Genomic DNA, 23,358 nt, shown 5'->3' on the forward strand with positions numbered 1-23,358 from the left:
TGCGCCGTTCATGTCCTTTACCCGTCGTCAAATCCTTACAGGTATCGCCGGTCTGGCCGTCATAGGCCTTGGCGCGGGTGGGGCCTCGCGTTACTGGATGGGGCGGCGCGAGTCGGAGGCCGGTTCGGACTTCGTGCTGATCGCCGCTCCGCTGGATGTGGAACTGGTGGCGGGGCACAAGACACCTGCCTGGGCCTTCGGCGGTTCTGCGCCGGGCACTGAGTTGCGCGTGCGCCAGGGCGAGTGGCTGCGGCTGCGCTTCATCAATCAGTTGCCGGTCGAGACGACCATTCACTGGCATGGCATCCGCTTGCCGCTGGAAATGGATGGCGTGCCGTATGTGTCTCAGTTGCCGGTCAAGCCGGGTGAATACTTCGATTACAAATTCCGTGTGCCGGACGCCGGTAGCTACTGGTATCACCCGCACGTCAGCAGCAGCGAAGAGCTGGGCCGCGGGCTGGTCGGGCCGCTGATTGTCGAAGAGCGCGAGCCGACCGGTTTTGCCCACGAGCGCACGGTCAGTCTGAAAAGCTGGCACGTGGACGAGCAGGGTGCCTTTACCGAGTTCAGTGTGCTACGTGAAGCGGCGCGTGAGGGCACGGCGGGGCGGCTTTCAACGCTGAACGGTATTCCGCAGGCGGTGATTGAGTTGCCTGCCGGGCAGATCACACGCGTGCGCTTGCTCAATCTCGACAATACCGTGACCTACCGCCTCAACCTGCCGGACGCCGAGGCGCAGATCTATGCACTGGATGGCAATCCGGTAAAGCCTCGTCCCTTCGGTGACGAATACTGGCTGGGGCCGGGCATGCGCATCTGTCTGGCGATCAAGGCTCCGCCGGCGGGCGAGGAGATCTCGTTGCGTAACGGCCCGGTGCGCCTGGGTACGTTCCGCTCGGTCGCCAATAATGACGCGCCCGGCCAGTGGCCGCCCGAGCTGCCGGCCAATCCGGTGGCCGAGCCTGATATGGATAACGCCGAGAAGATCAATTTCAACTTCGAGTGGGTGGGCTCCATGTCGGTCAACATCGACAATGGCAAGCCGCCCAGCCTGTGGCAGATCAATGGCGAAGCGTGGGACATTACCGACAAGACTTGCGCCGATCGGCCTATCGCCAGGTTGAAGCTCGGTAAAAGCTATATCTTCGAACTGAAGAACATGACTCAGTATCAGCACCCGATTCATTTGCACGGCATGAGTTTCAAGGTGATCGCCTCCAATCGGCGTAAGATCATCCCGTACTTTACTGACACGTTCTTGCTGGGTCGTAACGAGCGGGCGCGAGTGGCGCTGGTGGCGGATAACCCTGGTGTATGGATGTTCCATTGCCACGTGATCGATCACATGGAAACCGGCCTGATGGCCGCCATCGAGGTGGCATGATGCGGCAACCGCAGATCATCGACCGCAGCAAGGATCAGTACTTCATGCGTGAAGCGCTGGCGCTCGCCGCGCAAGGCGCACTGTTGGGTGAGGTGCCTGTCGGGGCAGTGCTGGTGCAGAACGGCGAGATCATCGGTCGCGGTTACAACTGCCCGATCAGCGGCAGCGACCCGAGCGCGCATGCTGAAATGGTCGCAATTCGTGATGCCGCCAAGACGCTGGACAATTATCGCCTGCCGGGCAGCACGCTCTACGTAACGCTGGAGCCGTGCAGCATGTGCGCGGGGCTGATCGTGCACTCACGCGTGGCACGTGTGGTCTACGGGGCGCTCGAGCCCAAGGCGGGCATCGTGCAGAGCCAGGGGCAGTTTTTCAGTCAGGCATTTCTCAATCACCGCGTGCTGTTCGAAGGCGGGGTGCTGGGCGAGGAATGCGGGACGATGTTGAGCGAGTTTTTCAGAATGCGCAGGGCAGCCAAGGACGCTGGCAAAGACAGCGTTTAGAGCGCAGATTCGTCCGTGCTGTTGGAGGAAGGGACGGGAGAGGCTGGCGGGACGGGCGGTTGGGTCTTGTCGACGCCAGGAACGTGCAGATTGCCATCGGCGACCTGACTTCCTTCAAGCTGTGGCTGCGTCACCCAGGTCAGAATGTCGTAATAACGGCGAATGTTGGCTACGAAATGCACCGGCTCACCGCCTCGGGCATAGCCGTATCGTGTTTTGCTGTACCACTTCTTCTGTGCCAGACGCGGCAGCATTTTTTTCACGTCGAGCCATTTATCAGGATTCAGCCCCTCGTTCTGGGCCAATTTGCGCGCATCTTCGAGGTGACCGCTGCCAATGTTGTAGGAAGCGAGAGCTAGCCAGGTGCGATCCGGCTCTTTAATCGAGTCGTCCAGCTGATCCTTGATGTAGGCAAAATACTTTGCCCCGCCCTGAATGCTCTGGCGTGCATCCAGCCTGTTGGATACGCCCATGGCTTGCGCGGTGTTCTGGGTGAGCATCATCAGGCCGCGCACGCCGGTTTTCGAGGTCACGGTCGGCTGCCACATCGATTCCTGATAGCCGATGGCGGCCAGCAGTCTCCAGTCGACCTGTTCTTTCTTGGCCGATGTCTGGAAATGTTTCTCGTATTTGGGCAGACGTTCCTGAAGGTGCTGGGCAAAGGTGTAGGCACCCACGTAGCCGAGTACGTCGACATGGCCGTAGTAGCGGTCTTTCAGGCGTTGCAGCGTGCCGTTCTTTTCGACCTTGTCGAGGTAGGCGTTGATTTCGTTGAGCAGGCTATTGTCTTCACCCGGCGCTACGGCCCAGCGCTGTGCGCGTGCTTCGCCCAGGTCGAAGGCCACGCGCACATTGGGGAAGTAGACCTGATTCATTGCCAGCTCATTGGAGTCGACCAGGGTCAGGTCGATCTGGCCTTCGTCGACCATGCGCAGGAGATCAACGACCTCGACCGCGTCAGATTCTTCATATTCAATGCCGGGATTCTGCGCCTTGAGCGCCGCCAGTTGCTCGGCATGCGCACTGCCTTTGAGCACCACGATGCGCTTGCCCACCAGGTCGCCGGGATCGGTCGGCCGTGACTGGCCGTTGCGATAGACCACCTGAGGGGTGACTTCCAGATAAGAATGCGAGAAACGCGCCTGCAATTTGCGCTTTGGCGTCTCGATCAGGCCGGCGGCACCCAGTACCGGACCGCCCGGTTTGTTCATCTGGTCGAAAAGATCGTCCAGATTGTCAGCCGTTTCTATCTTCAATTCGACGCCCAGGTCCTCGGCAAAACGCTTGACCAGCTCGTATTCGAAGCCGGTTTCACCGTTGCGATCCTGGAAATAAGTCGCCGGGCTGTTACGAGTGATCACCCGCAGTACGCCGTCCTCCTTGACTCGCTCCAGTGTGGTGGGTTTTTCCACACAGGCGCCGAGCATCAGGAAGAGTCCGGTTGCGATGAGCCATTTGGCGCAACGTGGGCGGAAATCTGGTTTGAAGAACATCGGTGCAGTATACGCAAAGCGCACCGGGCGCCATATCTCGACAGTGAAGCTTGCGTCTGATAGGCGAGTGGCTTTTATGGGCATTTCCGGAGTTTTTTTGCGTGGGGCGACATTCGGGCGCAGCGGATGCCGCCGTTTTGGGTGATCAAATGCCCGGTTTAGGCTAGAATACGCGGCCTCAAAGCACACCCCCTTCTCGAGGCTGTCCCGAAGATGTTGATCCTGCGCGGTGCTCCTGCCCTTTCTGCTTTCCGCCACAGCAAATTACTAGAACAACTGAAACAAAAAGTTTCAGCTGTCAGTGGCTTGTACGCCGAATTCGCCCACTTCGCTGACGTCAACGACGTTCTGACCAGCGAAGAACAGCAGGTTCTCGATCGCCTCCTGAAATACGGCCCCAGCGTGCCGGTTCAAGAGCCGAGCGGCCGTCTGTTTCTGGTGTTGCCGCGTTTTGGCACCATTTCACCCTGGTCGAGCAAGGCCAGCGACATCGCTCGCAATTGCGGTCTGAGCAAAATCCAGCGCCTGGAGCGCGGGATTGCCTTCTATGTAGAAGGCCAGTTCAGCGAGACCGAGGCCCAGGCAATCGCCGACAGCCTGCACGACCGCATGACGCAACTGGTATTGGGCGACCTCGAGCAGGCTGCCAACCTGTTCAGCCACGCTCAGCCCAAGCCGCTGACCGCTGTGGACATTCTGGGTGGCGGTCGCGCGGCACTCGAAAAAGCCAACGTCGAGCTGGGCCTGGCCCTCGCCGAAGATGAAATCGATTACCTGATCACCAGCTTCAATGGTCTGGGGCGCAACCCGCACGACATCGAGCTGATGATGTTTGCCCAGGCGAACTCCGAGCACTGCCGTCACAAGATTTTCAACGCCAGTTGGGACATCGACGGTCAGAGCCAGGAAAAAAGCCTGTTCGGCATGATCAAGAACACCTACCAGATGCACAACGAAGGCGTGCTGTCCGCTTACAAGGACAACGCTTCGGTGATCGTCGGTAACGTCGCTGGTCGTTTCTTCCCGGACCCTGAAACCCGTCAGTACGGCGCGGTTCAGGAGCCTGTGCACATTCTGATGAAGGTCGAGACGCACAACCACCCGACCGCCATTGCGCCGTTTCCTGGTGCAGCGACCGGCTCCGGCGGCGAGATTCGCGACGAAGGTGCAACCGGTCGCGGTGCCAAGCCCAAGGCCGGGCTGACCGGTTTCACCGTCTCCAACCTGCAGATCCCCGGTTTCGTGCAGCCTTGGGAGGTGCCGTACGGCAAGCCCGAGCGCATCGTGACGGCGCTGGACATCATGATTGAAGGCCCGCTAGGTGGCGCGGCGTTCAACAACGAGTTCGGTCGTCCGGCGCTGACCGGCTATTTCCGTACCTTCGAGCAGTCCATCACCACACACCACGGTGACGAGGTTCGTGGTTACCACAAGCCGATCATGCTCGCGGGCGGTATGGGCAACATCCGTGAAGATCACGTCCAGAAGGGCGAGATCACCGTGGGTTCCAAGCTGATTGTACTGGGTGGCCCGGCGATGCTGATCGGCCTGGGTGGCGGCGCGGCCTCCTCGATGGCAACCGGCACCAGCTCCGCAGACCTGGATTTCGCTTCGGTTCAGCGTGAAAACCCCGAGATGGAGCGTCGTTGCCAGGAAGTCATCGACCGCTGCTGGCAGTTGGGCGACCGTAACCCGATCAGCTTCATTCACGACGTCGGTGCCGGTGGTCTGTCCAACGCCTTCCCTGAACTGGTCAACGATGGCGATCGCGGCGGACGTTTCGAACTGCGTAACGTACCGAATGACGAGCCGGGCATGGCCCCGCTGGAAATCTGGAGCAACGAGTCCCAGGAACGTTACGTGCTGGCCGTTGGCGTCGAGGATTTCGAGCGCTTCAAGGCTATCTGCGAGCGCGAGCGCTGCCCGTTTGCGGTTGTCGGCGAAGCCACGGCAGAGCCGCAACTGACCGTCACTGACAGCCATTTCGGTAACAGTCCGGTAGACATGCCGCTGGAAGTCCTGCTGGGCAAGGCGCCGCGCATGCACCGCTCGGTCGCCCGCGAAGAAGAGATCGGCGATGATTTCGATCCAAGCACGCTGGACATCGAAGAAAGTGTGCAGCGCGTATTGCGCCACCCGGCAGTCGCCAGCAAAAGCTTCCTGATCACCATCGGTGACCGCAGCATTACCGGTCTGGTCGCTCGCGATCAGATGGTCGGTCCATGGCAGGTGCCTGTGGCTGACTGCGCCGTCACCGCCACCAGCTTCGACGTCAACACCGGCGAAGCCATGGCAATGGGCGAGCGTACTCCGCTGGCGCTGCTGAATGCTCCGGCGTCGGGCCGTATGGCGATCGGCGAAACGCTGACCAACATCGCGGCCTCGCGTATTGAAAAGCTTTCTGACATCAAGCTGTCGGCCAACTGGATGTCGGCGGCTGGCCACCCTGGAGAAGACGCGCGTCTTTATGACACCGTGAAAGCGGTGGGCATGGAGCTGTGTCCGGAACTGGGGATCACCATTCCAGTGGGCAAGGACTCGATGTCCATGAAGACCCGCTGGAGTGACGAGGGCACCGAAAAGAGCGTGACCTCGCCGCTGTCATTGATCGTGACGGGCTTTGCGCCAGTGGTCGACATCCGTCAAACCCTGACGCCCGAGCTGCGCATGGACAAGGGCATCACCGACCTGATCCTGATCGATCTGGGTCGTGGCCAGAACCGCATGGGCGCCTCGATTCTTGCGCAGACTCACGGCAAGCTCGGCCGAGTCGCTCCGGACGTCGACGACGCTGAAGACCTCAAGGCCTTCTTCGCCGTGATTCAGGGTCTCAATTCCGACGGTCATATCCTGTCCTATCACGACCGTTCCGACGGTGGTTTGCTGGTCAGCACGCTGGAAATGGCTTTCGCCGGTCACTGCGGTCTGAACCTGCATCTGGACGGTGTGGCCGACAACGTTTCCGAACTGAGCGCGATCCTCTTCAACGAAGAGCTGGGTGCGGTCATCCAGGTGCGTCAGGACGCTACTCCACTGGTGCTGGCGCAATTCAGCGCGGCCGGTCTGGAAGACTGCGTGGCAGTGATCGGTCAGCCGATCAACAACGATGAAGTATCGATCAGCTTCCATGGCGAGCCTGTATTCAGTGGCCAGCGTCGTCTGTTGCAACGTCAGTGGGCCGAGACCAGCTATCAGATCCAGCGCCTGCGTGACAACGCCGAATGCGCGGATCAGGAATTCGATGCGCTGCTGGAAGAAGACAATCCGGGCCTGACCGTCAAGCTGGGCTTCGACGTCAATGAAGATATCGCCGCGCCGTACATCAAGACGGGTGTTCGTCCTCAGGTTGCCGTTCTGCGCGAGCAGGGTGTCAACGGTCAGGTCGAAATGGCGGCAGCCTTTGATCGTGCCGGCTTCAACGCAATCGACGTGCACATGAGCGATATCCTTGCCGGTCGTGTCGACCTGAACGACTTCAAGGGCATGGTCGCCTGCGGTGGCTTCTCTTACGGCGACGTATTGGGTGCCGGCGAAGGCTGGGCCAAGTCGGCATTGTTCAACAGCCGCGCGCGTGATGCGTTCCAGGGCTTCTTCGAGCGTTCCGACAGCTTCACGCTTGGCGTGTGCAACGGTTGCCAGATGCTGTCCAACCTGCACGAGCTGATTCCGGGCAGCGAGTTCTGGCCGCATTTCGTGCGTAACCGCTCCGAACAGTTCGAAGCGCGTGTGGCTATGGTCCAGGTTCAGGAGTCGGCGTCGATCTTCCTGCAGGGCATGGCCGGTTCGCGCATGCCAATCGCCATCGCGCATGGCGAAGGGCACGCGGAGTTCCGCAGTGACGATGCACTGCTTGAAGCTGACGTTTCCGGCACCGTGGCACTGCGCTTCGTCGACAACCACGGCAAGATGACTGAAACCTACCCGGCCAACCCGAACGGCTCGCCACGCGGTATTGGCGGCATGACCACCCTCGACGGTCGTGTGACCATCATGATGCCGCACCCGGAGCGTGTATTCCGCGCAGTGCAGAACTCGTGGCGTCCTGAGGACTGGAACGAGGACGGTGCCTGGATGCGCATGTTCCGCAACGCGCGGGCCTGGGTTAACTAAGGCGCGTGTACAAGCTCGCCTTCTTCGTTCCGCCGAGCCATGTGGACGAGGTCAAGAACGCCGTATTCGCTGCTGGTGCAGGGCGAATCGGCGCTTACGATCACTGCTCGTGGCAAGTGCTCGGCCAGGGCCAGTTCCGCCCGCTGGATGGCAGTCAGCCATTTATCGGGCAGAGCGGTGTGGTCGAGTCGGTAGAGGAGTGGAAGGTCGAGCTGGTCGTCGCTGACGAACTGATTCAGCACGTGGTGGAGGCTCTCAGGCAGAGCCATCCCTACGAAACGCCTGCTTATGAAGTATGGCGGCTGGCAGAGTTCTGAAGCTGGGCGCAGAGCGTCCGGAAATGCATCACCACGCTGGAGCGTGGGGACGACAACCATCGCTCAGAGTGTCTCGCGGGAGCGAGCTTGCTCGCGAATGCGCAACGCCGTCTATTCAGGGCCGAATTTCGATCATCGTCCCGTCTTTCACCAGATCCCATATTTCCCGCATGTCGTTGTTCTTCAGCGCGATGCAGCCGTTGGTCCAGTCCAGCGTGTGGAAATACCATTCCGGATACTCTTCATCCACCGGTGTGCCGTGGATCATGATCATGCTCCCCGGTTTCACGCCTGCGGAACGTGCGCGTGCCGAGTCCGAGACATTCGGGTAGGAAATGTGCATCGACAGGTTGTAGTTATTGCTGGGCTTGCGCCAGTCGAGCCAGTAGAAACCTTCCGGCGTGCGTTGATCGCCTTCCTGCAGCTTGGTGCCCTTGGGGTTCTTGCCCAGTGAGATTCGGTAGGTCTTCAATGCCTCGCCACCGCTGATCAGCTGCAATTGGCGCACCGACTTTAGCACCAGCACCTTGTCGATAGGCTTGCTGGCGATACTCTCGGTATTGATGACCTTGTTATTGATGATTTTCTGTTCGCTGCCCTTGGGCACGATAGTTTGAGTAAACGCGGCCTGCGAAAGCGGCATGAACGACATGCAAAAGAGTGCGAGCAACCAGCGCATTACGATTTCCCTGAAGATACTTCTTTAACAAAAGCGCCGATGTTGTGTGCGACCCTGGCTTTCAGGTGTCCAGCAACGGACGTGACGGGGGAAGGGCGCTGGTATGAACCGGGTAGGTCTGCCGACGCCTATCCGCAAAGAAGTATTCTAGGGTACGCCCGACTGTCATGAAAGCCAGGTCCGACCACGGAATGTCGGCTTCGTCGAATAACTGCACTTCCAGGCTCTCGATGCCTGCGGCGAATGCCTCATTCGCCATCTCCCCGCGATAGAACACATGCACCTGATTGATATGCGGCACATCGATCAAGGTGTACAGATGCAGTTCGCTCAGGGTGGCGCAGGCTTCTTCCATGGTTTCGCGCCGTGCAGCCTGTTCGATGGTTTCGCCGTTTTCCATGAAACCGGCCGGCAGCGTCCAGAAACCCAGGCGCGGCTCGATGGCCCTGCGGCACAGCAGGACCTTGCCGCCTAACGTCACCAGGCAGCCCGCAACGATGTTCGGGTTCTGGTAATGAACGGTGTGGCAATGCTCGCAGACATAGCGCAAACGGCTGTCGCCTTCGGGAATGCGCTGGATAACAGGGTTGCCGCACTGGCTGCAAAATTTCATGGGATCAGTCGATAGTGAACGCAGTCGCTATCTTGGCCTGTCGTGCGGCGGCTCGGCAACCCTCAGTGTGACCGGAGTTGTCCTACAAGGGCTTGGGCGCAGCGTTGCTTTGGTGCATGATGCCAGACAGGCAACAGATCGAGATTTCCCATGCTGGATGAGCTACTTCGCCGTGTAGTCAGTCATACGCCAGAAACCCTCGACTCGGATCGACAATTCCCCGAGGCGGCTGTTCTGGTGCCGATTACCCGCAGCGAGCAACCCGAGCTGATTCTGACCCTGCGCGCCAGTGGCCTGTCGACGCATGGCGGTGAAGTGGCGTTTCCGGGTGGCCGCCGCGACCCGGGCGACCCCGATCTGATTTTCACTGCGTTGCGCGAAGCCGAGGAGGAAATCGGCCTGCCTCCCGGGCTGGTCGAGGTGATCGGGCCTTTGAGTCCGCTGATTTCCAAGCACGGTATCAAGGTCACGCCTTATGTGGGGGTGATACCTGACTTCGTCGAATACCAGCCCAATGACGGCGAGATCGCTGCCGTATTCAGCGTGCCACTGGAGTTCTTTCGTCAGGACACGCGCGAGCACACTCACCGTATCGATTACGAAGGCCGCAGCTGGTACGTGCCCAGTTACCGTTATGGCGAGTACAAGATCTGGGGGCTTACCGCGATCATGATCGTCGAGTTGGTCAACGTGCTGTACGACACCAGAATCAGCCTGCATCATCCGCCCGAACGCTCGACGATCTGAGTCGCTGGCACCTGAAGCGTCGTCGTTTATAGTTCGTCCCCATGAGTACGACCCGCCCGAGGAGGCTGCATGAAATTTCGCCTGGGAGAATCCCGTGTCCAGACCGATCCGCAGAGCTGGGTGGCTCCCAATGCGACGCTGATCGGCAATGTCAGGCTTGAGGCCGGCGCGAGTGTGTGGTTCAACGCGGTGTTGCGTGGCGACAACGAACTGATTCACATCGGTGAAAACAGTAATGTGCAGGACGGCACGGTGATGCACACCGACATGGGCTCGCCGCTGAGTATCGGCAAAGGCGTGACCATCGGCCACAACGCCATGCTGCATGGCTGCAGTGTTGACGACTACAGCCTGATCGGCATCAACGCGGTCATCCTCAACGGGGCGAAGATCGGGAAATACTGCATCATCGGCGCCAATTCTCTGATCGGAGAAAACAAGGTCATTCCTGATGGCTCGCTGGTCATGGGGACACCGGGTAAAGTGGTGCGCGAACTTACCGATGTGCAGAAGCAGATGCTGGAAGCCAGCGCAGCCCATTACGTACACAATGCCCAGCGTTACGCCCGTGACCTGGCGGTGCAGGAAGATTGATGAGCACTGATACCCCGATCGAAAAGCCGGTCCGCTCCCCCTGTGTGAGTATTTGTGCACTGGATGAGCAGGATATATGCACCGGTTGCCAGCGAACCGTCACCGAGATCACCCGCTGGAGCCGCATGAGCAACGACGAGCGGCGTGTCGTGCTCGGCCTGTGCGACAAGCGCGCCAGAGCCAGCGGCCTGATGTGGACGGTTGGCGGGGCACGCTGATGTTCTGATGGCCTTGTAGTCGCGAACAAGTTTGCTCCTACAGGTTATCCGCGAGCTTTTGTAGGCGCGAACTTGTTCGCGAAGAGGGCGGTGCAGTCGATGCATTTGCTACGTCAGGAATAACGCTTTCGTTTTCGCTTGGGCGCGGCTCTTGCCCGCGTTTGCTATCATTGCCGCTCGCTTGCACAGGCCCAAACCCTCCATGCTTTTCCTGATCGCTTACATCAGCAGTGTCGTGCTGATCAACTTCGCCTTTTCCAGTGCGCCGCACCTGGACATGATCTGGTCTGCCTGGGGCGGGCTGGTGTTCGTGTTGCGGGACATGGTGCAGATTCGCTTTGGCCATGGCGCGATCATTGCCATGCTGGTGGCGCTGGTCCTGTCCTATGTCACCAGCGACCCCACCATCGCCCTGGCCAGCGCCACGGCGTTTGCGGTTTCCGAATGCATTGACTGGCTGGTGTTCAGCATTACCAGGCGCCCGTTGCGTGATCGGTTGTGGATCAGTTCGGCACTCAGCATTCCGCTGGATACCTTTATCTTCTTCGGCATGATCGACGCCCTGACAGCGCCGGTCGTGCTCACCGCGCTGCTATCGAAGTTCGCTGGCGTGACCATTGTCTGGATGATCATGGCCTGGCGGGCGCGCAACAGTGCGTGTCCGGGCTGAGCGCCCACTTGCCGGGGCTTCGTGGTAAATTGCGCGCCTTTCTCCACAGCGGTTGCTTGCATACGGCGGGCAGCCCTCGACATCTGCTTCACGAGGACCTGAGATGACTCAAATCGGAACTCCACTGTCGCCCACCGCGACGCGCGTACTGTTCTGCGGCAGCGGCGAACTGGGCAAGGAAGTCGTGATCGAGCTGCAGCGCCTTGGCGTTGAAGTGATCGCTGTTGACCGTTACGAGAACGCGCCGGCCATGCAGGTCGCGCATCGAAGCCATGTGATCAACATGCTCGACGGCGCAGCACTGCGCGCAGTCATCGAGGCCGAGAAGCCGGATTTCATCGTTCCGGAAATCGAAGCCATCGCCACCGCGACGCTGGTTGAGCTTGAGGCCGAAGGCTTCACTGTGATCCCGACCGCACGCGCCGCGCAACTGACCATGAACCGCGAAGGCATTCGTCGTCTGGCGGCTGAAGAGCTGAAGCTGCCGACCTCGCCTTACCACTTTGCCGACACTTTCGAGGCGTACAGCAAGGCGGTCGAAGACCTCGGTTTCCCGTGCGTGGTCAAGCCGGTCATGAGTTCTTCGGGCAAGGGGCAGAGCCTGCTCAAGAGCACCGATGACGTACAGAAAGCCTGGGACTATGCGCAAGAGGGCGGTCGCGCCGGCAAGGGTCGCGTCATCGTCGAAGGGTTCATCGACTTCGATTACGAAATCACCCTGCTGACCGTGCGTCACATCGGTGGCACCACGTTCTGCGCGCCGGTTGGGCATCGTCAGGAAAAGGGCGACTATCAGGAGTCCTGGCAGCCGCAGGCTATGAGCCCTGTTGCGCTGGCAGAGTCCGAGCGGGTTGCCAAGGCGGTGACCGAGGCATTGGGTGGGCGCGGGATGTTTGGCGTTGAACTGTTCATCAAGGGCGATCAGGTGTGGTTCAGCGAAGTCTCGCCGCGCCCGCACGACACCGGTCTGGTGACGTTGATTTCTCAGGACCTGTCGCAGTTTGCCCTGCACGCACGCGCGATTCTTGGCCTGCCGATTCCGTTGATCCGCCAGTTCGGCCCTTCGGCGTCGGCAGTGATTCTGGTCGAAGGCCAATCCACGCAAACCGCTTTCGCCAACCTCGGTGCTGCGCTGGCCGAGCCCGACACCGCATTGCGTCTGTTCGGCAAGCCGGAAGTCAACGGTCAGCGGCGCATGGGTGTTGCCCTGGCGCGTGACGAGTCCATCGAAGCCGCTCGTGCCAAGGCCACTCGTGCCTCGCAGGCAGTCGACGTCAAGTTGTAAGGCTCACGCCGCAGGCGGCAAGAAACAACGCAGCGCGTGTTCTTGCCGCCTATTCACCATGACCTCAACGCTATAGCTCGCTGTCCCGCGTCTCCTTCAGGCTCAACACCGCCAGCACGCTGATCAGCGCTGCTGCAGACACATACCCGCCCACCCAGCTCAGGCCACCCATCGCCACCAGTTTCTGGGCGAAGAAGGGGGCGACCGACGCCCCAACGATTCCGCCCAGGTTGTAGGCCGCCGATGCGCCGGTATAGCGAACCTGTGTCGGGAACAGCTCCGGTAGCAGCGCGCCCATCGGGGCGAACGTGATGCCCATCAGAAACAATTCGATGCACAGAAACAGCGCCACAGCCCAGGTGCTGCCGTGGGTCAGCAGTGGCTCCATGGTGAAACCTGACAGGATCGCCAGCACGCCACCCGCAATCAACACCGGCTTGCGCCCGAAGCGATCGCTCGCCAATGCAGCCAGCGGTGTGGCCGCCGCCATGAACAGCACCGCAAAGCACAACAGCCCCAGGAACGTTTCCCGGGTATAGCCCAGCGTGGCCACGCCGTAGCTCAACGAAAACACCGTCGAGATATAAAACAGTGCGTAGCAGACCACCATCGACGCCGCACCGAGCAGCATGGGTTTCCAGTGCTGACCGAAGGTTTCCACGATGGGCAGGCTGACCCTTTGATGGCGAGCCATGGCCTTGGCGAAGACGGGTGTCTCTTCAAGCTTCAGACGCACGTACAGTCCGACCATGACCAGTACGGCACTGAGCAGAAAGGGAATCCGCCAGCCCCACGCGCGGAATTGTTCGTCATTTAGGGTCATTGCCAGCGTCAGAAACAGGCCGTTGGCGGCGAGAAAGCCGATTGAAGGGCCCAGTTGCGGAAACATGCCGAACCAGGCGCGCTTGCCTTTCGGGGCATTCTCGGTCGCCAGCAGTGCCGCGCCACCCCATTCGCCACCCAGGCCAAGCCCCTGGCCGAAGCGCAGCACGCACAACAGAATCGGCGCCCATGCCCCGATCGTCGCGTAGCCTGGCAATACGCCGATCAGTGTGGTGCAGATCCCCATCAACAGCAGCGAGGCCACCAGCGTCGACTTGCGCCCGATCCGGTCGCCGAAGTGACCGAACAGCGCCGACCCCAGAGGGCGAGCGAGAAAGGCGATGCCGAAGGTCAGAAACGAGGACAGCATCTGTGCCGTGCCCGACGTCTGCGGAAAAAAGACCGGACCGATCACCAGAGCGGCGGCGGTGGCATAAACGTAAAAGTCGTAGAACTCGATGGCCGTGCCGATGAAGCTGGCCGTGGCGACGCGGGTCGTCGAATTCACCGGCTTTGCGGGCGCGTCATGATCTTCACGAGAGAGCGGGGTGCTGGTCATGCGGATTCCCTGACAGTCGACTCGCCGGTCGGCAAGGACCGTGTCCGGCAAGCATGCATTTATTGTGATTGTGGGTGCAGCGTCGAGCAGAGTAACCCGAATGGGTCGAGAGGCAAGGGTGGGGCGATCTATTTGAAGGCAGACATTTATTTGAACGTGCGGACCAGCGTGTTCTGCCACATGGCGACACGCTTGACGCGGTTGTCCTCGGTCTCGAGGATTTCCAGCCGGTAAGGCCCTATTTTCAAGCAGGCTGGAGCGTCCGGAATGGTTTCCAGTGCCTCGGTAACCAGCCCGTTGACGGTTTTCGGACCGTCTGAAGGCAGGTGCCAGCCAAGGCTCTTGTTCAAGTCGCGGATGGACGCTGCGCCTTCGACTTCAAGACGCCCGTCGTCCTGTTGTTTGACGTGCGGATTATCCAGTCGCTGCTCGCTTTCGAACTCGCCGACAATCTCTTCGAGAATATCCTCAAGGGTGACGATGCCCAGCACTTCGCCGTATTCATCGACCACCACGCCGAGGCGCCGTTGCTGTTTGTGGAAATTCAGCAACTGCAGCTGCAATGGTGTGCTTTCCGGCACGAAATAAGGCTCGTAGCAGACCGCCAGCAACTGCTCTTTGGTCAACGTGCCCTTGGGCAGCAGGTGGCTGATGTCACGGGTATTGATGACGCCTTGCACCTGGTTGATGTCGTTGTGATAGACCGGCAGGCGCGTGTGCCGTGAAATGATCAGGCGTTCGATGATCATTTCCATGGGGTCATCGAGGTTAACGCCATCCACTTCGTTGCGCGGGATCAGGATGTCATTGACCGTAATGCTGTCCAGCGCACGAATGCCTGACAGCACGCTGGCGCGCGGAGAGTATTCCTGGGCAGCATCGTTGCGCGGGGTATTTTGCGTGTCGTCTTCGAAAGCCTGATCCTGCTGTTGTACGGCGCGAGACAGGAAGGGACGCAGCAGTGTCTTGGCCAGAACATTGAACACGTAGGCCAGCGGCCAGACGATCTTCATCGGAATGCGCAGCACACTGTTGCCCAGCAGCAGCGTCGAGACAGGGTGGCGGTTCGCCAGGCGGCGGGGCATGTATTCGGCGAAGACCAGCATGATGCTCACGGTAGCGAGCCAGGCCACGGTGGGACCGTTGTAGAACCAGTAACTGGCGGCGATAAGCGTGGCGATGACAGTGATCAGTACCCTGATCAGGGTATTGCCCAGAATCAGGCTGTTCAGGTTGAACGCCAGCTCGGGGAGCGGTGCCGACTTTTCCGGGCGGCTGGCGGCGCGCATCGCCTTGACTTGATGATGAGCAGCCTCGACTGCGGTCAGCAGACCGGCCCACAACAGCAGGAGGGCGAGGACACCGAGCAGCGGGCCCAGGGGCAGATTATCCATGATCAGGGCCCGTCAGATGTGCAGGATGAATTCGCGTACCAGCTTGCTGCCGAAATAGGCGAGCATCAGCAGGCAGAAGCCGCCCAGGGTCCAGCGAATGGCCTTGTGACCACGCCATCCAAGGCGGTTACGCCCCCACAGCAGCACACTGAACACGATCCAGGCCAGACAGGCCAGCAGGGTCTTGTGCACCAGATGCTGGGCAAACAGGTTTTCGACGAACAGCCAGCCGGAAATCAGCGACAGCGAGAGCAATGACCAGCCAGCCCACAGGAAACCGAACAGCAGGCTTTCCATGGTTTGCAGCGGCGGGAAGTTCTTGATCAGCCCGGAAGGGTGCTTGTGCTTGAGGCGGTAGTCCTGCAACAGCAGCAGCAGCGCCTGAAATGCAGCAATGGTAAACATCCCGTAAGCCAGCAACGACAGCAGGATATGGCTGAGGATGCCGGGCTCTTCCATGATCGGCTGCACGGTGCCGCTAGGGGCGAACTGGGCGAGCAGTACGGTGACCATGCCCAGCGGGAACAACAGTACCAGCAGGTTTTCCACCGGGATGCGCGACGTGGCGATCAGGGTCACGACGATCACCGACGCCGCGATAAGGCTGGCCGAGTTGAAAAAGTCCAGGCCAAGGCCGACCGAGTGCGTCAGTTGGGAAAACAGACCAATGGCATGTGCGATGACCGCCAGTGTACCGAGCAGGCAAAGCAGCCGCTTGTCGGGCTTGACGGCCTGGCTCAGGCGCAGGCTCTGATAGACGGTCGCAGCGGCATAAATGATGGCGGCGGCGAGGCTGGGAAGCAGGCTGGGTGGCAAAGGGGACATAGATCCTGATGGACGGGCCTGAAAAGACGCTGAGTTTGGCATAGAACCGGCAAATCACGAAAGACCACAGAAGCAGTCTGCGTGGTGTCCGTGCGACGGAGTCTTCGCTATAATCCGCGACCTGCTCAAGCCGCAGGCTCGCCGAGCGCCATTTCTGCATTACGGGCCGGGCCGCATCAACCGGGGTTCGACGAGAGCCTGAAAGGATCGCGCATGTTTGAAAATCTGACTGACCGCCTCTCGCAGACGCTGCGCCATGTTACTGGCAAGGCCAAGCTGAACGAGGACAACATCAAAGATACCTTGCGCGAAGTGCGTATGGCGTTGCTAGAAGCCGACGTCGCCTTGCCGGTGGTCAAAGACTTCGTCAATAACGTCAAGGAACGCGCCGTCGGCACCGAGGTGTCGCGCAGCCTGACCCCGGGTCAGGCGTTCGTGAAGATCGTCCAGGCCGAACTCGAAAGCCTGATGGGCGCGGCCAACGAAGATCTTGTCCTCAATGTCACGCCGCCTGCCGTCATCCTGATGGCGGGTTTGCAGGGCGCGGGCAAGACCACCACTGCCGGCAAGCTGGCGCGCTTCCTTAAAGAGCGCAAGAAAAAAACCGTAATGGTGGTGTCGGTCGACGTTTATCGTCCCGCAGCCATCAAGCAGCTCGAAACGCTGGCCAACGACATCGGCGTGACGTTCTTCGCCTCCGACATCAGTCAGAAGCCGGTGGACATCGCCCAGGCGGCCATTAAAGAAGCCAGGCTCAAGTTCATTGACGTGGTCATCGTCGACACCGCCGGTCGTTTGCACGTCGATGTCGAGATGATGGGCGAGATCCAGGCGCTGCATGCGGCGGTCAAGCCGGCCGAGACGCTGTTCGTGGTCGATGCCATGACCGGCCAGGATGCTGCCAATACCGCCAAGGCCTTCGGTGACGCATTGCCGCTGACCGGCGTGATCCTCACCAAGGTCGACGGTGATGCCCGCGGTGGTGCCGCCCTGTCGGTGCGTGCCATTACCGGCAAGCCGATCAAGTTCATCGGTATGGGCGAGAAGAGCGAGGCGCTGGAGCCGTTTCACCCGGACCGCATCGCGTCACGCATCCTCGGCATGGGCGATGTGCTCAGCCTTATCGAGCAGGCCGAACAGACCCTCGACAAGGACAAGGCCGACAAGCTGGCGAAAAAGCTCAAGAAGGGCAAGGGCTTCGATCTCGAAGACTTCCGCGACCAGCTGCAGCAGATGAAGAACATGGGTGGCCTTGGCGGCCTGATGGACAAACTGCCTAGCATCGGCGGCGTCAACCTGTCGCAGATGGGCAACGCCCAGGGCGCAGCGGAAAAACAGTTCAAGCAGATGGAAGCCATCATCAACTCGATGACCCCTGCCGAGCGTCGTGATCCGGATCTGGTCAGTGGCTCGCGCAAGCGCCGCATTGCGATGGGTTCGGGCACTCAGGTTCAGGACATCGGGCGTCTGATCAAGCAGCACAAGCAGATGCAGAAGATGATGAAGAAATTCTCCGCCAAGGGCGGGATGGCCAAAATGATGCGCGGCATGGGTGGAATGTTCCCCGGCGGCGGCATGCCAAAAATGTAATTGCGTCGCGTGCAAGAGGCTTTGCACGCGTCCCATCTGGGGGGTGACCCCCAGTCAGCCCGCGTCATGCGGGCTTTTGCCGGCTGTCATACCGACAGCTCCCTCGCAAATCTGGAAGGCATGCCGATAGGCGCCGGAAAAAGACATTTGCAAAAGTCGGGATATTCCTTAGAATATGCGGCCTTTCGGGCACCTATGCCCGCTGTGCATCTTAGATTTGCAGCACCGACTACAGGAACGATGTTCAATGCTAACCATCCGTCTTGCCCTTGGCGGCTCCAAAAAGCGCCCGTTTTACCACCTGACCGTAACCGACAGCCGCAACGCTCGTGACGGTTCCCACAAGGAACAGGTTGGTTTCTTCAACCCTGTTGCCCGTGGTCAGGAAATCCGTCTGTCCGTTAACGAAGAACGCGTCAACTACTGGTTGAGCGTGGGTGCACAAACTTCCGAGCGCGTTGCCCAGCTGCTCAAAGAGCACAACAAGACCAAGGCCGCGGCCTGAGTCTTATGAGCGCGACGCCTGCATCTGCCGACGATCTGATCGTCATTGGCAAGATTTACTCGGTTCATGGCGTTCGCGGCGAAGTGAAGGTTTATTCCTTTACTGATCCGATTGGAAACCTGTTGGACTACAAAACCTGGACGCTTCGGCGCGAAGGCAGCGTTGATAAACAGGTGGAGCTGGTCAGCGGACGCTTGCAAAGCAAGTTTCTGGTCACAAAGCTCAAGGGTCTCGATGATCGTGAAGAAGCACGTCTTCTGTCCGGTTACGAAATCTGCGTGCCGCGTAACCTGTTCCCTGATCTGGACGATGGCGAGTACTACTGGTACCAGCTTGAAGGCCTCAAGGTCATCGACCAACTCGGGCAATTGCTCGGGAAAATCGATCACCTGCTCGAAACCGGTTCGAACGATGTAATGGTTGTAAAGCCCTGCGCGGGTAGCCTGGATGATCGCGAACGCCTGTTGCCCTATACAGAGCAATGCGTGTTGGTAATCGATATGGCTGCTGGCGAGATGAAGGTGGATTGGGACGCGGACTTCTGAATGCCATGGCCAGCCTGCGCATAGAAGTCATCAGTCTGTTTCCCGAGATGTTTTCCGCCATCAGCGAATACGGCATTACCAGCCGTGCGGTGAAACAAGGGCTGTTGCAGCTTACTTGTTGGAATCCGCGGGATTACACCACTGATCGCCATCACACTGTGGATGATCGCCCATTTGGCGGTGGTCCGGGCATGGTGATGAAGATCAAGCCCCTTGAAGATGCTCTGGTTCAGGCCAGGCAAGCGGCAGGGGATGCGGCGAAGGTGATTTACCTGTCGCCACAAGGCCGCCAGCTGAATCAGTCTGCGGTACGCGAACTGGCGCAGGAGGAAGCGATTATCCTCATCGCCGGTCGTTATGAAGGCATTGACGAGCGTTTTATTGATGCTCATGTCGATGAAGAGTGGTCGATTGGTGACTATGTTCTTTCCGGTGGCGAGCTGCCGGCGATGGTCCTGATTGACGCGGTTACGCGGCTGCTGCCTGGAGCTTTAGGGCATGTGGACTCCGCGGAGGAAGATTCCTTCACGGACGGTCTGCTGGATTGCCCGCATTACACCCGACCTGAGGTGTATGCGGATCAGCGTGTTCCCGACGTGTTGCTAAGTGGCAATCACGCGCACATCCGGCGTTGGCGTTTACAGCAGTCCCTTGGGCGGACCTATGAACGACGCGCTGATCTTCTGGAAAGCCGCTCGCTTTCTGGAGAAGAGAAGAAGCTGCTGGCGGAATACATCCGCGAGCGGGACGATAGTTAACGTATCGATGGTCGATCCAGACGGATTACCTTAGGAGCACCAGCATGACTAACAAAATCATTCTTGCCCTCGAAGCAGAGCAGATGACCAAAGAGATCCCTACCTTTGCACCAGGCGACACCATTGTCGTCCAGGTTAAAGTGAAGGAAGGCGACCGCGCTCGTCTGCAAGCATTCGAAGGCGTTGTAATTGCCAAGCGTAACCGTGGCGTGAACAGTGCTTTCACTGTTCGTAAAATCTCCAACGGTGTTGGCGTTGAGCGTACTTTCCAGACTTACAGCCCGCAAATCGACAGCATGGCTGTGAAACGTCGCGGTGACGTTCGCAAGGCCAAACTGTACTACCTGCGTGACCTGTCCGGTAAAGCAGCGCGCATCAAGGAAAAACTGTCCTGATACAGTTTTTCGATGCATAAAAAAGGCAGCCCCAGGGCTGCCTTTTTGCTGTCTGCTGTTTGATGATTCACCCCTTGTCTACCGAAACACGCACTGAGTGAACATGGCTGCCATCGACCATCCGCTGATTGACCGGTTTCTGGACGCGCTCTGGCTCGAAAAGGGCCTGTCCGACAACACCCGGGATTCTTACCGCAGTGATCTGGCGCTGTTCAACGGCTGGCTGCAGGAGCGCAACGTTGATCTGATCAGTGCCGGGCGTGAAGTCATCCTCGATCATCTTGCCTGGCGCGTTGAAAATGCCTACAAGCCGCGCTCCACGGCGCGTTTCCTGTCTGGCGCACGTGGCTTCTACCGCTACCTGCTGCGCGAAAAGCTGATTTCCGTCGATCCCACCCTGCAAATCGACATGCCTCAGTTGGGCAAGCCGTTGCCCAAATCGCTTTCCGAAGCTGACGTCGAAGCATTACTTGCTGCTCCCGACCTGAGCGAGCCCATCGGCGAGCGTGACCGCGCCATGCTTGAGGTGTTGTATGCCTGCGGTCTGCGCGTGACCGAATTGATCAGCCTGACCCTGGAGCAGGTCAATCTGCGTCAGGGCGTGCTGCGCGTGATGGGCAAAGGCAGCAAGGAGCGACTGGTGCCCATGGGCGAAGAGTCCATCGTCTGGGTCGAGCGTTACCTGCGCGGCGCCCGCGACGAGTTGCTGGGCGGAAAGCCCAGCGACGTACTGTTCCCCAGCTCACGTGGCGATCAGATGACCCGCCAGACCTTCTGGCACCGTATCAAGCACCAGGCAACGGTTGCAGGCATTGGCAAATCCCTGTCACCGCACACCCTGCGCCATGCCTTCGCCACCCATCTGCTCAATCACGGCGCTGACTTGCGCGTGGTGCAGATGTTGCTCGGGCACAGTGATCTCTCGACAACGCAGATCTACACCCATGTGGCGCGGGCGCGGTTGCAGGAATTGCATGCCAAGCATCATCCACGCGGTTGACTCACGACGTATTTTGCGAAGCTTCTTACGTCGCTCCGAGTCGGCCCCGCGAGCCTTATGTGGTAGGCTTTGCCGGTTTCGCCTATCAAGGCTGGCACTCCTTTTTTCGACAGTTGCCAGCCTGTCCGCCGTCATAGGAGTTTTCATGCGTTTGCCACAGATTTTCGCTGCCGCGGCTTTGATGCTGGCCGGCACCTTCAGTATGTCTGCCCTGGCTGATGCAGCCCCTGATCAGGCCATCCGCAAGACGCTCGACTCGCTGGAATTGCAGCTGCCGGTCGAGAGTATCTCGCCGAGCCCGCTCAATGGCCTTTATGAAGTGAAGCTCAAGGGCGGCCGCGTCCTGTACGCCAGTGCCGACGGTCAGTTCGTGGTTCAGGGCTATCTGTTTCAGGTGCAGAACGGCAAGCCGGTCAACCTGACCGAGAAAACCGAACGTCTGGCCATTTCCAAGACCATCAACGCCATTCCTGCTTCCGAGATGGTGATCTATCCGGCAGTGGGCGAGACCAAGTCGCACATCACAGTATTCACCGACACGACTTGCCCGTATTGCCACAAGCTGCACGAAGAAGTCGGCCAGTTGAACAAGATGGGTGTCGAAGTCCGTTACCTGGCATTCCCGCGTCAGGGCCTTGGCTCTCCGGGTGACGAGCAGTTGCAGGCGGTGTGGTGTTCCAAGGATCGCAAAGGCGCGATGGACCGCATGGTCGATGGCAAGGACATCAAGGCAGCCAAATGCGACAATCCGGTCAGCAAGCAATATGAGCTAGGCCAGTCGATCGGCGTGAACGGGACGCCTGCGATTGTCCTGGCCGACGGTCAGGTAATTCCGGGTTATCAGCCTGCAGCTCAGGTTGCCAAGCTGGCAATGGGCGCCAAATAAGCCGGTGTTTTCAGGCGCGCCTTGTGCATACACGGCGCAAGTGGCCGAAGTGTCGTCAAAATTTCAGCCGCATGGCGCCATGCGGCAGTTTTTCCACAGCCGATTCAGGTTCGGCTGTTTTTCGGGGAGTTCATCAGTGAAACCGGTCAAAGTAGGCATATGTGGGCTGGGTACTGTCGGTGGCGGTACCTTCAACGTACTTAAGCGTAACGCCGAGGAGATTGCCCGCCGTGCCGGGCGTGGAATCGAAGTTGCGCAAATTGCGGTTCGTACACCAAACCCCAATTGCCAGATTACCGGTACGCCTACCACCAGCGATGTGTTTGCCATTGCGACCAACCCTGAAATCGACATCGTCGTGGAACTGATCGGCGGCTACACCGTTGCCCGCGAACTGGTACTCAAGGCCATCGAGAATGGCAAGCACGTGGTGACCGCCAACAAGGCGCTGATCGCGGTGCATGGCAACGAGATCTTTGCCAAGGCGCGTGAGAAGGGCGTGATCGTTGCTTTTGAAGCCGCTGTTGCCGGCGGTATTCCGGTCATCAAGGCCATTCGTGAAGGCCTGTCGGCGAACCGTATCAACTGGGTGGCCGGCATCATCAACGGCACCGGCAACTTCATCCTCACTGAAATGCGCGAGAAGGGCCGTACCTTTGCCGATGTTCTGGCCGAGGCTCAGGCCCTGGGTTATGCCGAAGCCGATCCGACCTTCGACGTGGAAGGTATCGACGCTGCGCACAAGCTGACCATCCTCGCCTCCATTGCCTTCGGCATTCCGCTGCAGTTCGACAAGGCCTACACCGAAGGCATCACCAAACTGACGACTGCAGACGTCAACTATGCCGAAGCGCTGGGCTATCGCATCAAGCACCTGGGCGTTGCACGCAGCACGGCTCAAGGCATCGAACTGCGTGTACACCCGACGCTGATCCCGGCCGATCGCCTGATCGCCAACGTCAACGGCGTCATGAACGCGGTGATGGTCAATGGCGATGCGTCCGGCTCGACGCTGTTCTACGGCGCGGGTGCCGGTATGGAGCCTACGGCTTCTTCCGTGGTGGCCGATCTGGTCGATGTGGTCCGTGCGATGACCTCGGATCCGGAAAACCGGGTCCCTCATCTGGCCTTCCAGCCCGATTCGTTGTCAGCCCACCCGATCCTGCCGATCGAAGCCTGCGAAAGCGCCTACTACCTGCGCATTCAGGCCAAGGATCACCCGGGCGTGCTGGCCCAGGTCGCGAGCATCCTGTCCGAGCGTGGCATCAACATCGAATCGATCATGCAGAAGGATGTCGAAGAACACGATGGCCTGGTGCCGATGATCCTGTTGACTCACCGGGTAGTGGAGCAGGGTATCAATGACGCCATTCAAGCCCTGGAAGCCCTGCAGGATGTCGTTGGCCCGGTGGTTCGTATCCGCGTCGAGCACCTTAATTAACATCAACTGCAAGCTGTCAGTTCCA

22 protein-coding genes and 1 pseudogene are annotated in these 23,358 nt (G+C 59.5%); 17 read left to right on the forward strand and 6 right to left on the reverse strand.

Annotated features, from left to right (window positions below; translation table 11 throughout):
* Window positions 1-10: 10 nt before the first annotated feature.
* Entirely contained in the window at window positions 11-1,384 is a 1,374-nt protein-coding gene (locus BT119_RS10835; protein WP_072365639.1) for a multicopper oxidase family protein, read from the forward strand.
* The gene (tadA, locus tag BT119_RS10840) at window positions 1,384-1,887 is read left to right on the forward strand and encodes a tRNA adenosine(34) deaminase TadA (protein ID WP_003365021.1); all 504 of its coding nucleotides are present in this window, start codon (window positions 1,384-1,386) and stop codon (window positions 1,885-1,887) included. The genes BT119_RS10835 and tadA overlap by 1 nt, the downstream gene beginning before the upstream one ends.
* Here the strand turns inward: tadA and mltF are convergent.
* A complete protein-coding gene (gene mltF / locus BT119_RS10845) occupies window positions 1,884-3,380 on the reverse strand; it encodes a membrane-bound lytic murein transglycosylase MltF (protein ID WP_072365641.1) in 1,497 nt (498 codons plus the stop codon). The genes tadA and mltF overlap by 4 nt on opposite strands.
* Before the next feature lie 213 nt (window positions 3,381-3,593).
* Between mltF and purL the strand changes: the two genes are divergently transcribed.
* Window positions 3,594-7,490 carry a phosphoribosylformylglycinamidine synthase gene (gene purL, locus BT119_RS10850; protein ID WP_072365644.1) on the forward strand — a complete coding sequence of 1,299 codons (3,897 nt, stop codon included), beginning with the start codon at window positions 3,594-3,596 and terminating at the stop codon, window positions 7,488-7,490.
* A gap of 5 nt (window positions 7,491-7,495) precedes the next feature.
* On the forward strand, window positions 7,496-7,807 hold the full coding sequence (locus tag BT119_RS10855; RefSeq protein ID WP_044309228.1) for a YqfO family protein: 312 nt from the start codon (window positions 7,496-7,498) through the stop codon (window positions 7,805-7,807).
* A gap of 115 nt (window positions 7,808-7,922) precedes the next feature.
* Here the strand turns inward: BT119_RS10855 and BT119_RS10860 are convergent.
* Together BT119_RS10860 and BT119_RS10865 are read right to left on the reverse strand one after the other, a co-directional pair.
* Window positions 7,923-8,345 (reverse strand): annotated as a pseudogene (locus tag BT119_RS10860) (murein L,D-transpeptidase family protein); the annotation flags it as partial.
* Window positions 8,346-8,547: 202 nt separating this feature from the next.
* Window positions 8,548-9,099, reverse strand: a complete 552-nt coding sequence (locus tag BT119_RS10865) for an NUDIX hydrolase (protein WP_010428262.1) — start codon at window positions 9,097-9,099, stop codon at window positions 8,548-8,550.
* Window positions 9,100-9,249: 150 nt separating this feature from the next.
* On the opposite strand from BT119_RS10865, the gene BT119_RS10870 reads away from it, so the two are divergent.
* From BT119_RS10870 to purT, 5 genes are all read left to right on the forward strand, one after another.
* Window positions 9,250-9,846 carry a CoA pyrophosphatase gene (locus tag BT119_RS10870; protein WP_003365012.1) on the forward strand — a complete coding sequence of 199 codons (597 nt, stop codon included), beginning with the start codon at window positions 9,250-9,252 and terminating at the stop codon, window positions 9,844-9,846.
* A 69-nt stretch (window positions 9,847-9,915) separates the two neighbouring features.
* Entirely contained in the window at window positions 9,916-10,440 is a 525-nt protein-coding gene (locus BT119_RS10875) for a gamma carbonic anhydrase family protein (RefSeq protein WP_003433434.1), read from the forward strand.
* Window positions 10,440-10,658 carry a DUF1289 domain-containing protein gene (locus BT119_RS10880; protein WP_072365648.1) on the forward strand — a complete coding sequence of 73 codons (219 nt, stop codon included), beginning with the start codon at window positions 10,440-10,442 and terminating at the stop codon, window positions 10,656-10,658. The genes BT119_RS10875 and BT119_RS10880 overlap by 1 nt, the downstream gene beginning before the upstream one ends.
* A gap of 202 nt (window positions 10,659-10,860) precedes the next feature.
* Window positions 10,861-11,328, forward strand: coding sequence for a hypothetical protein (locus BT119_RS10885; RefSeq protein ID WP_003365000.1), 468 nt, complete (start codon window positions 10,861-10,863; stop codon window positions 11,326-11,328).
* A gap of 103 nt (window positions 11,329-11,431) precedes the next feature.
* Window positions 11,432-12,613 (forward strand): formate-dependent phosphoribosylglycinamide formyltransferase, encoded by a 1,182-nt coding sequence (gene purT / locus BT119_RS10890; RefSeq protein WP_072365650.1) that lies wholly within the window; start codon window positions 11,432-11,434, stop codon window positions 12,611-12,613.
* Window positions 12,614-12,683: 70 nt separating this feature from the next.
* On the opposite strand, the gene BT119_RS10895 is transcribed toward purT, so the two are convergent.
* The 3 genes from BT119_RS10895 to BT119_RS10905 all read right to left on the reverse strand — a co-directional run bounded on the left by BT119_RS10895 (window position 12,684) and on the right by BT119_RS10905 (window position 16,213).
* On the reverse strand, window positions 12,684-13,994 hold the full coding sequence (locus tag BT119_RS10895) for an MFS transporter (RefSeq protein ID WP_003364998.1): 1,311 nt from the start codon (window positions 13,992-13,994) through the stop codon (window positions 12,684-12,686).
* Window positions 13,995-14,140: 146 nt separating this feature from the next.
* Window positions 14,141-15,388, reverse strand: a complete 1,248-nt coding sequence (locus BT119_RS10900; RefSeq protein WP_072365653.1) for a transporter associated domain-containing protein — start codon at window positions 15,386-15,388, stop codon at window positions 14,141-14,143.
* 12 nt (window positions 15,389-15,400) lie between these two features.
* Entirely contained in the window at window positions 15,401-16,213 is an 813-nt protein-coding gene (locus tag BT119_RS10905) for a cytochrome C assembly family protein (RefSeq protein WP_003314223.1), read from the reverse strand.
* Window positions 16,214-16,426: 213 nt separating this feature from the next.
* Between BT119_RS10905 and ffh the strand changes: the two genes are divergently transcribed.
* From ffh to BT119_RS10945, 8 genes are all read left to right on the forward strand, one after another.
* Window positions 16,427-17,803 (forward strand): signal recognition particle protein, encoded by a 1,377-nt coding sequence (gene ffh / locus BT119_RS10910; protein WP_004406399.1) that lies wholly within the window; start codon window positions 16,427-16,429, stop codon window positions 17,801-17,803.
* Window positions 17,804-18,050: 247 nt separating this feature from the next.
* Entirely contained in the window at window positions 18,051-18,308 is a 258-nt protein-coding gene (gene rpsP, locus BT119_RS10915) for a 30S ribosomal protein S16 (RefSeq protein ID WP_002552521.1), read from the forward strand.
* 5 nt (window positions 18,309-18,313) lie between these two features.
* On the forward strand, window positions 18,314-18,853 hold the full coding sequence (rimM, locus tag BT119_RS10920) for a ribosome maturation factor RimM (RefSeq protein ID WP_003433429.1): 540 nt from the start codon (window positions 18,314-18,316) through the stop codon (window positions 18,851-18,853).
* Window positions 18,854-18,858: 5 nt separating this feature from the next.
* Window positions 18,859-19,611 carry a tRNA (guanosine(37)-N1)-methyltransferase TrmD gene (gene trmD, locus BT119_RS10925; protein WP_002552523.1) on the forward strand — a complete coding sequence of 251 codons (753 nt, stop codon included), beginning with the start codon at window positions 18,859-18,861 and terminating at the stop codon, window positions 19,609-19,611.
* A gap of 44 nt (window positions 19,612-19,655) precedes the next feature.
* Window positions 19,656-20,006: a 50S ribosomal protein L19 gene (gene rplS / locus BT119_RS10930; RefSeq protein WP_002552524.1), complete on the forward strand. Its 351-nt coding sequence runs from the start codon at window positions 19,656-19,658 to the stop codon at window positions 20,004-20,006.
* A gap of 103 nt (window positions 20,007-20,109) precedes the next feature.
* Complete coding sequence (xerD, locus tag BT119_RS10935) at window positions 20,110-21,006, forward strand: site-specific tyrosine recombinase XerD (protein WP_003364989.1); 897 nt, start codon at window positions 20,110-20,112, stop codon at window positions 21,004-21,006.
* A 145-nt stretch (window positions 21,007-21,151) separates the two neighbouring features.
* Window positions 21,152-21,892, forward strand: coding sequence for a bifunctional protein-disulfide isomerase/oxidoreductase DsbC (dsbC, locus tag BT119_RS10940; RefSeq protein ID WP_003364987.1), 741 nt, complete (start codon window positions 21,152-21,154; stop codon window positions 21,890-21,892).
* 136 nt (window positions 21,893-22,028) lie between these two features.
* A complete protein-coding gene (locus BT119_RS10945) occupies window positions 22,029-23,333 on the forward strand; it encodes a homoserine dehydrogenase (protein WP_054080742.1) in 1,305 nt (434 codons plus the stop codon).
* Window positions 23,334-23,358 lie beyond the last annotated feature (25 nt).

The sequence above is a fragment of the Pseudomonas sp. NFACC10-1 genome (genome assembly GCF_900119195.1).
Classification (GTDB): domain Bacteria; phylum Pseudomonadota; class Gammaproteobacteria; order Pseudomonadales; family Pseudomonadaceae; genus Aquipseudomonas; species Aquipseudomonas cerasi.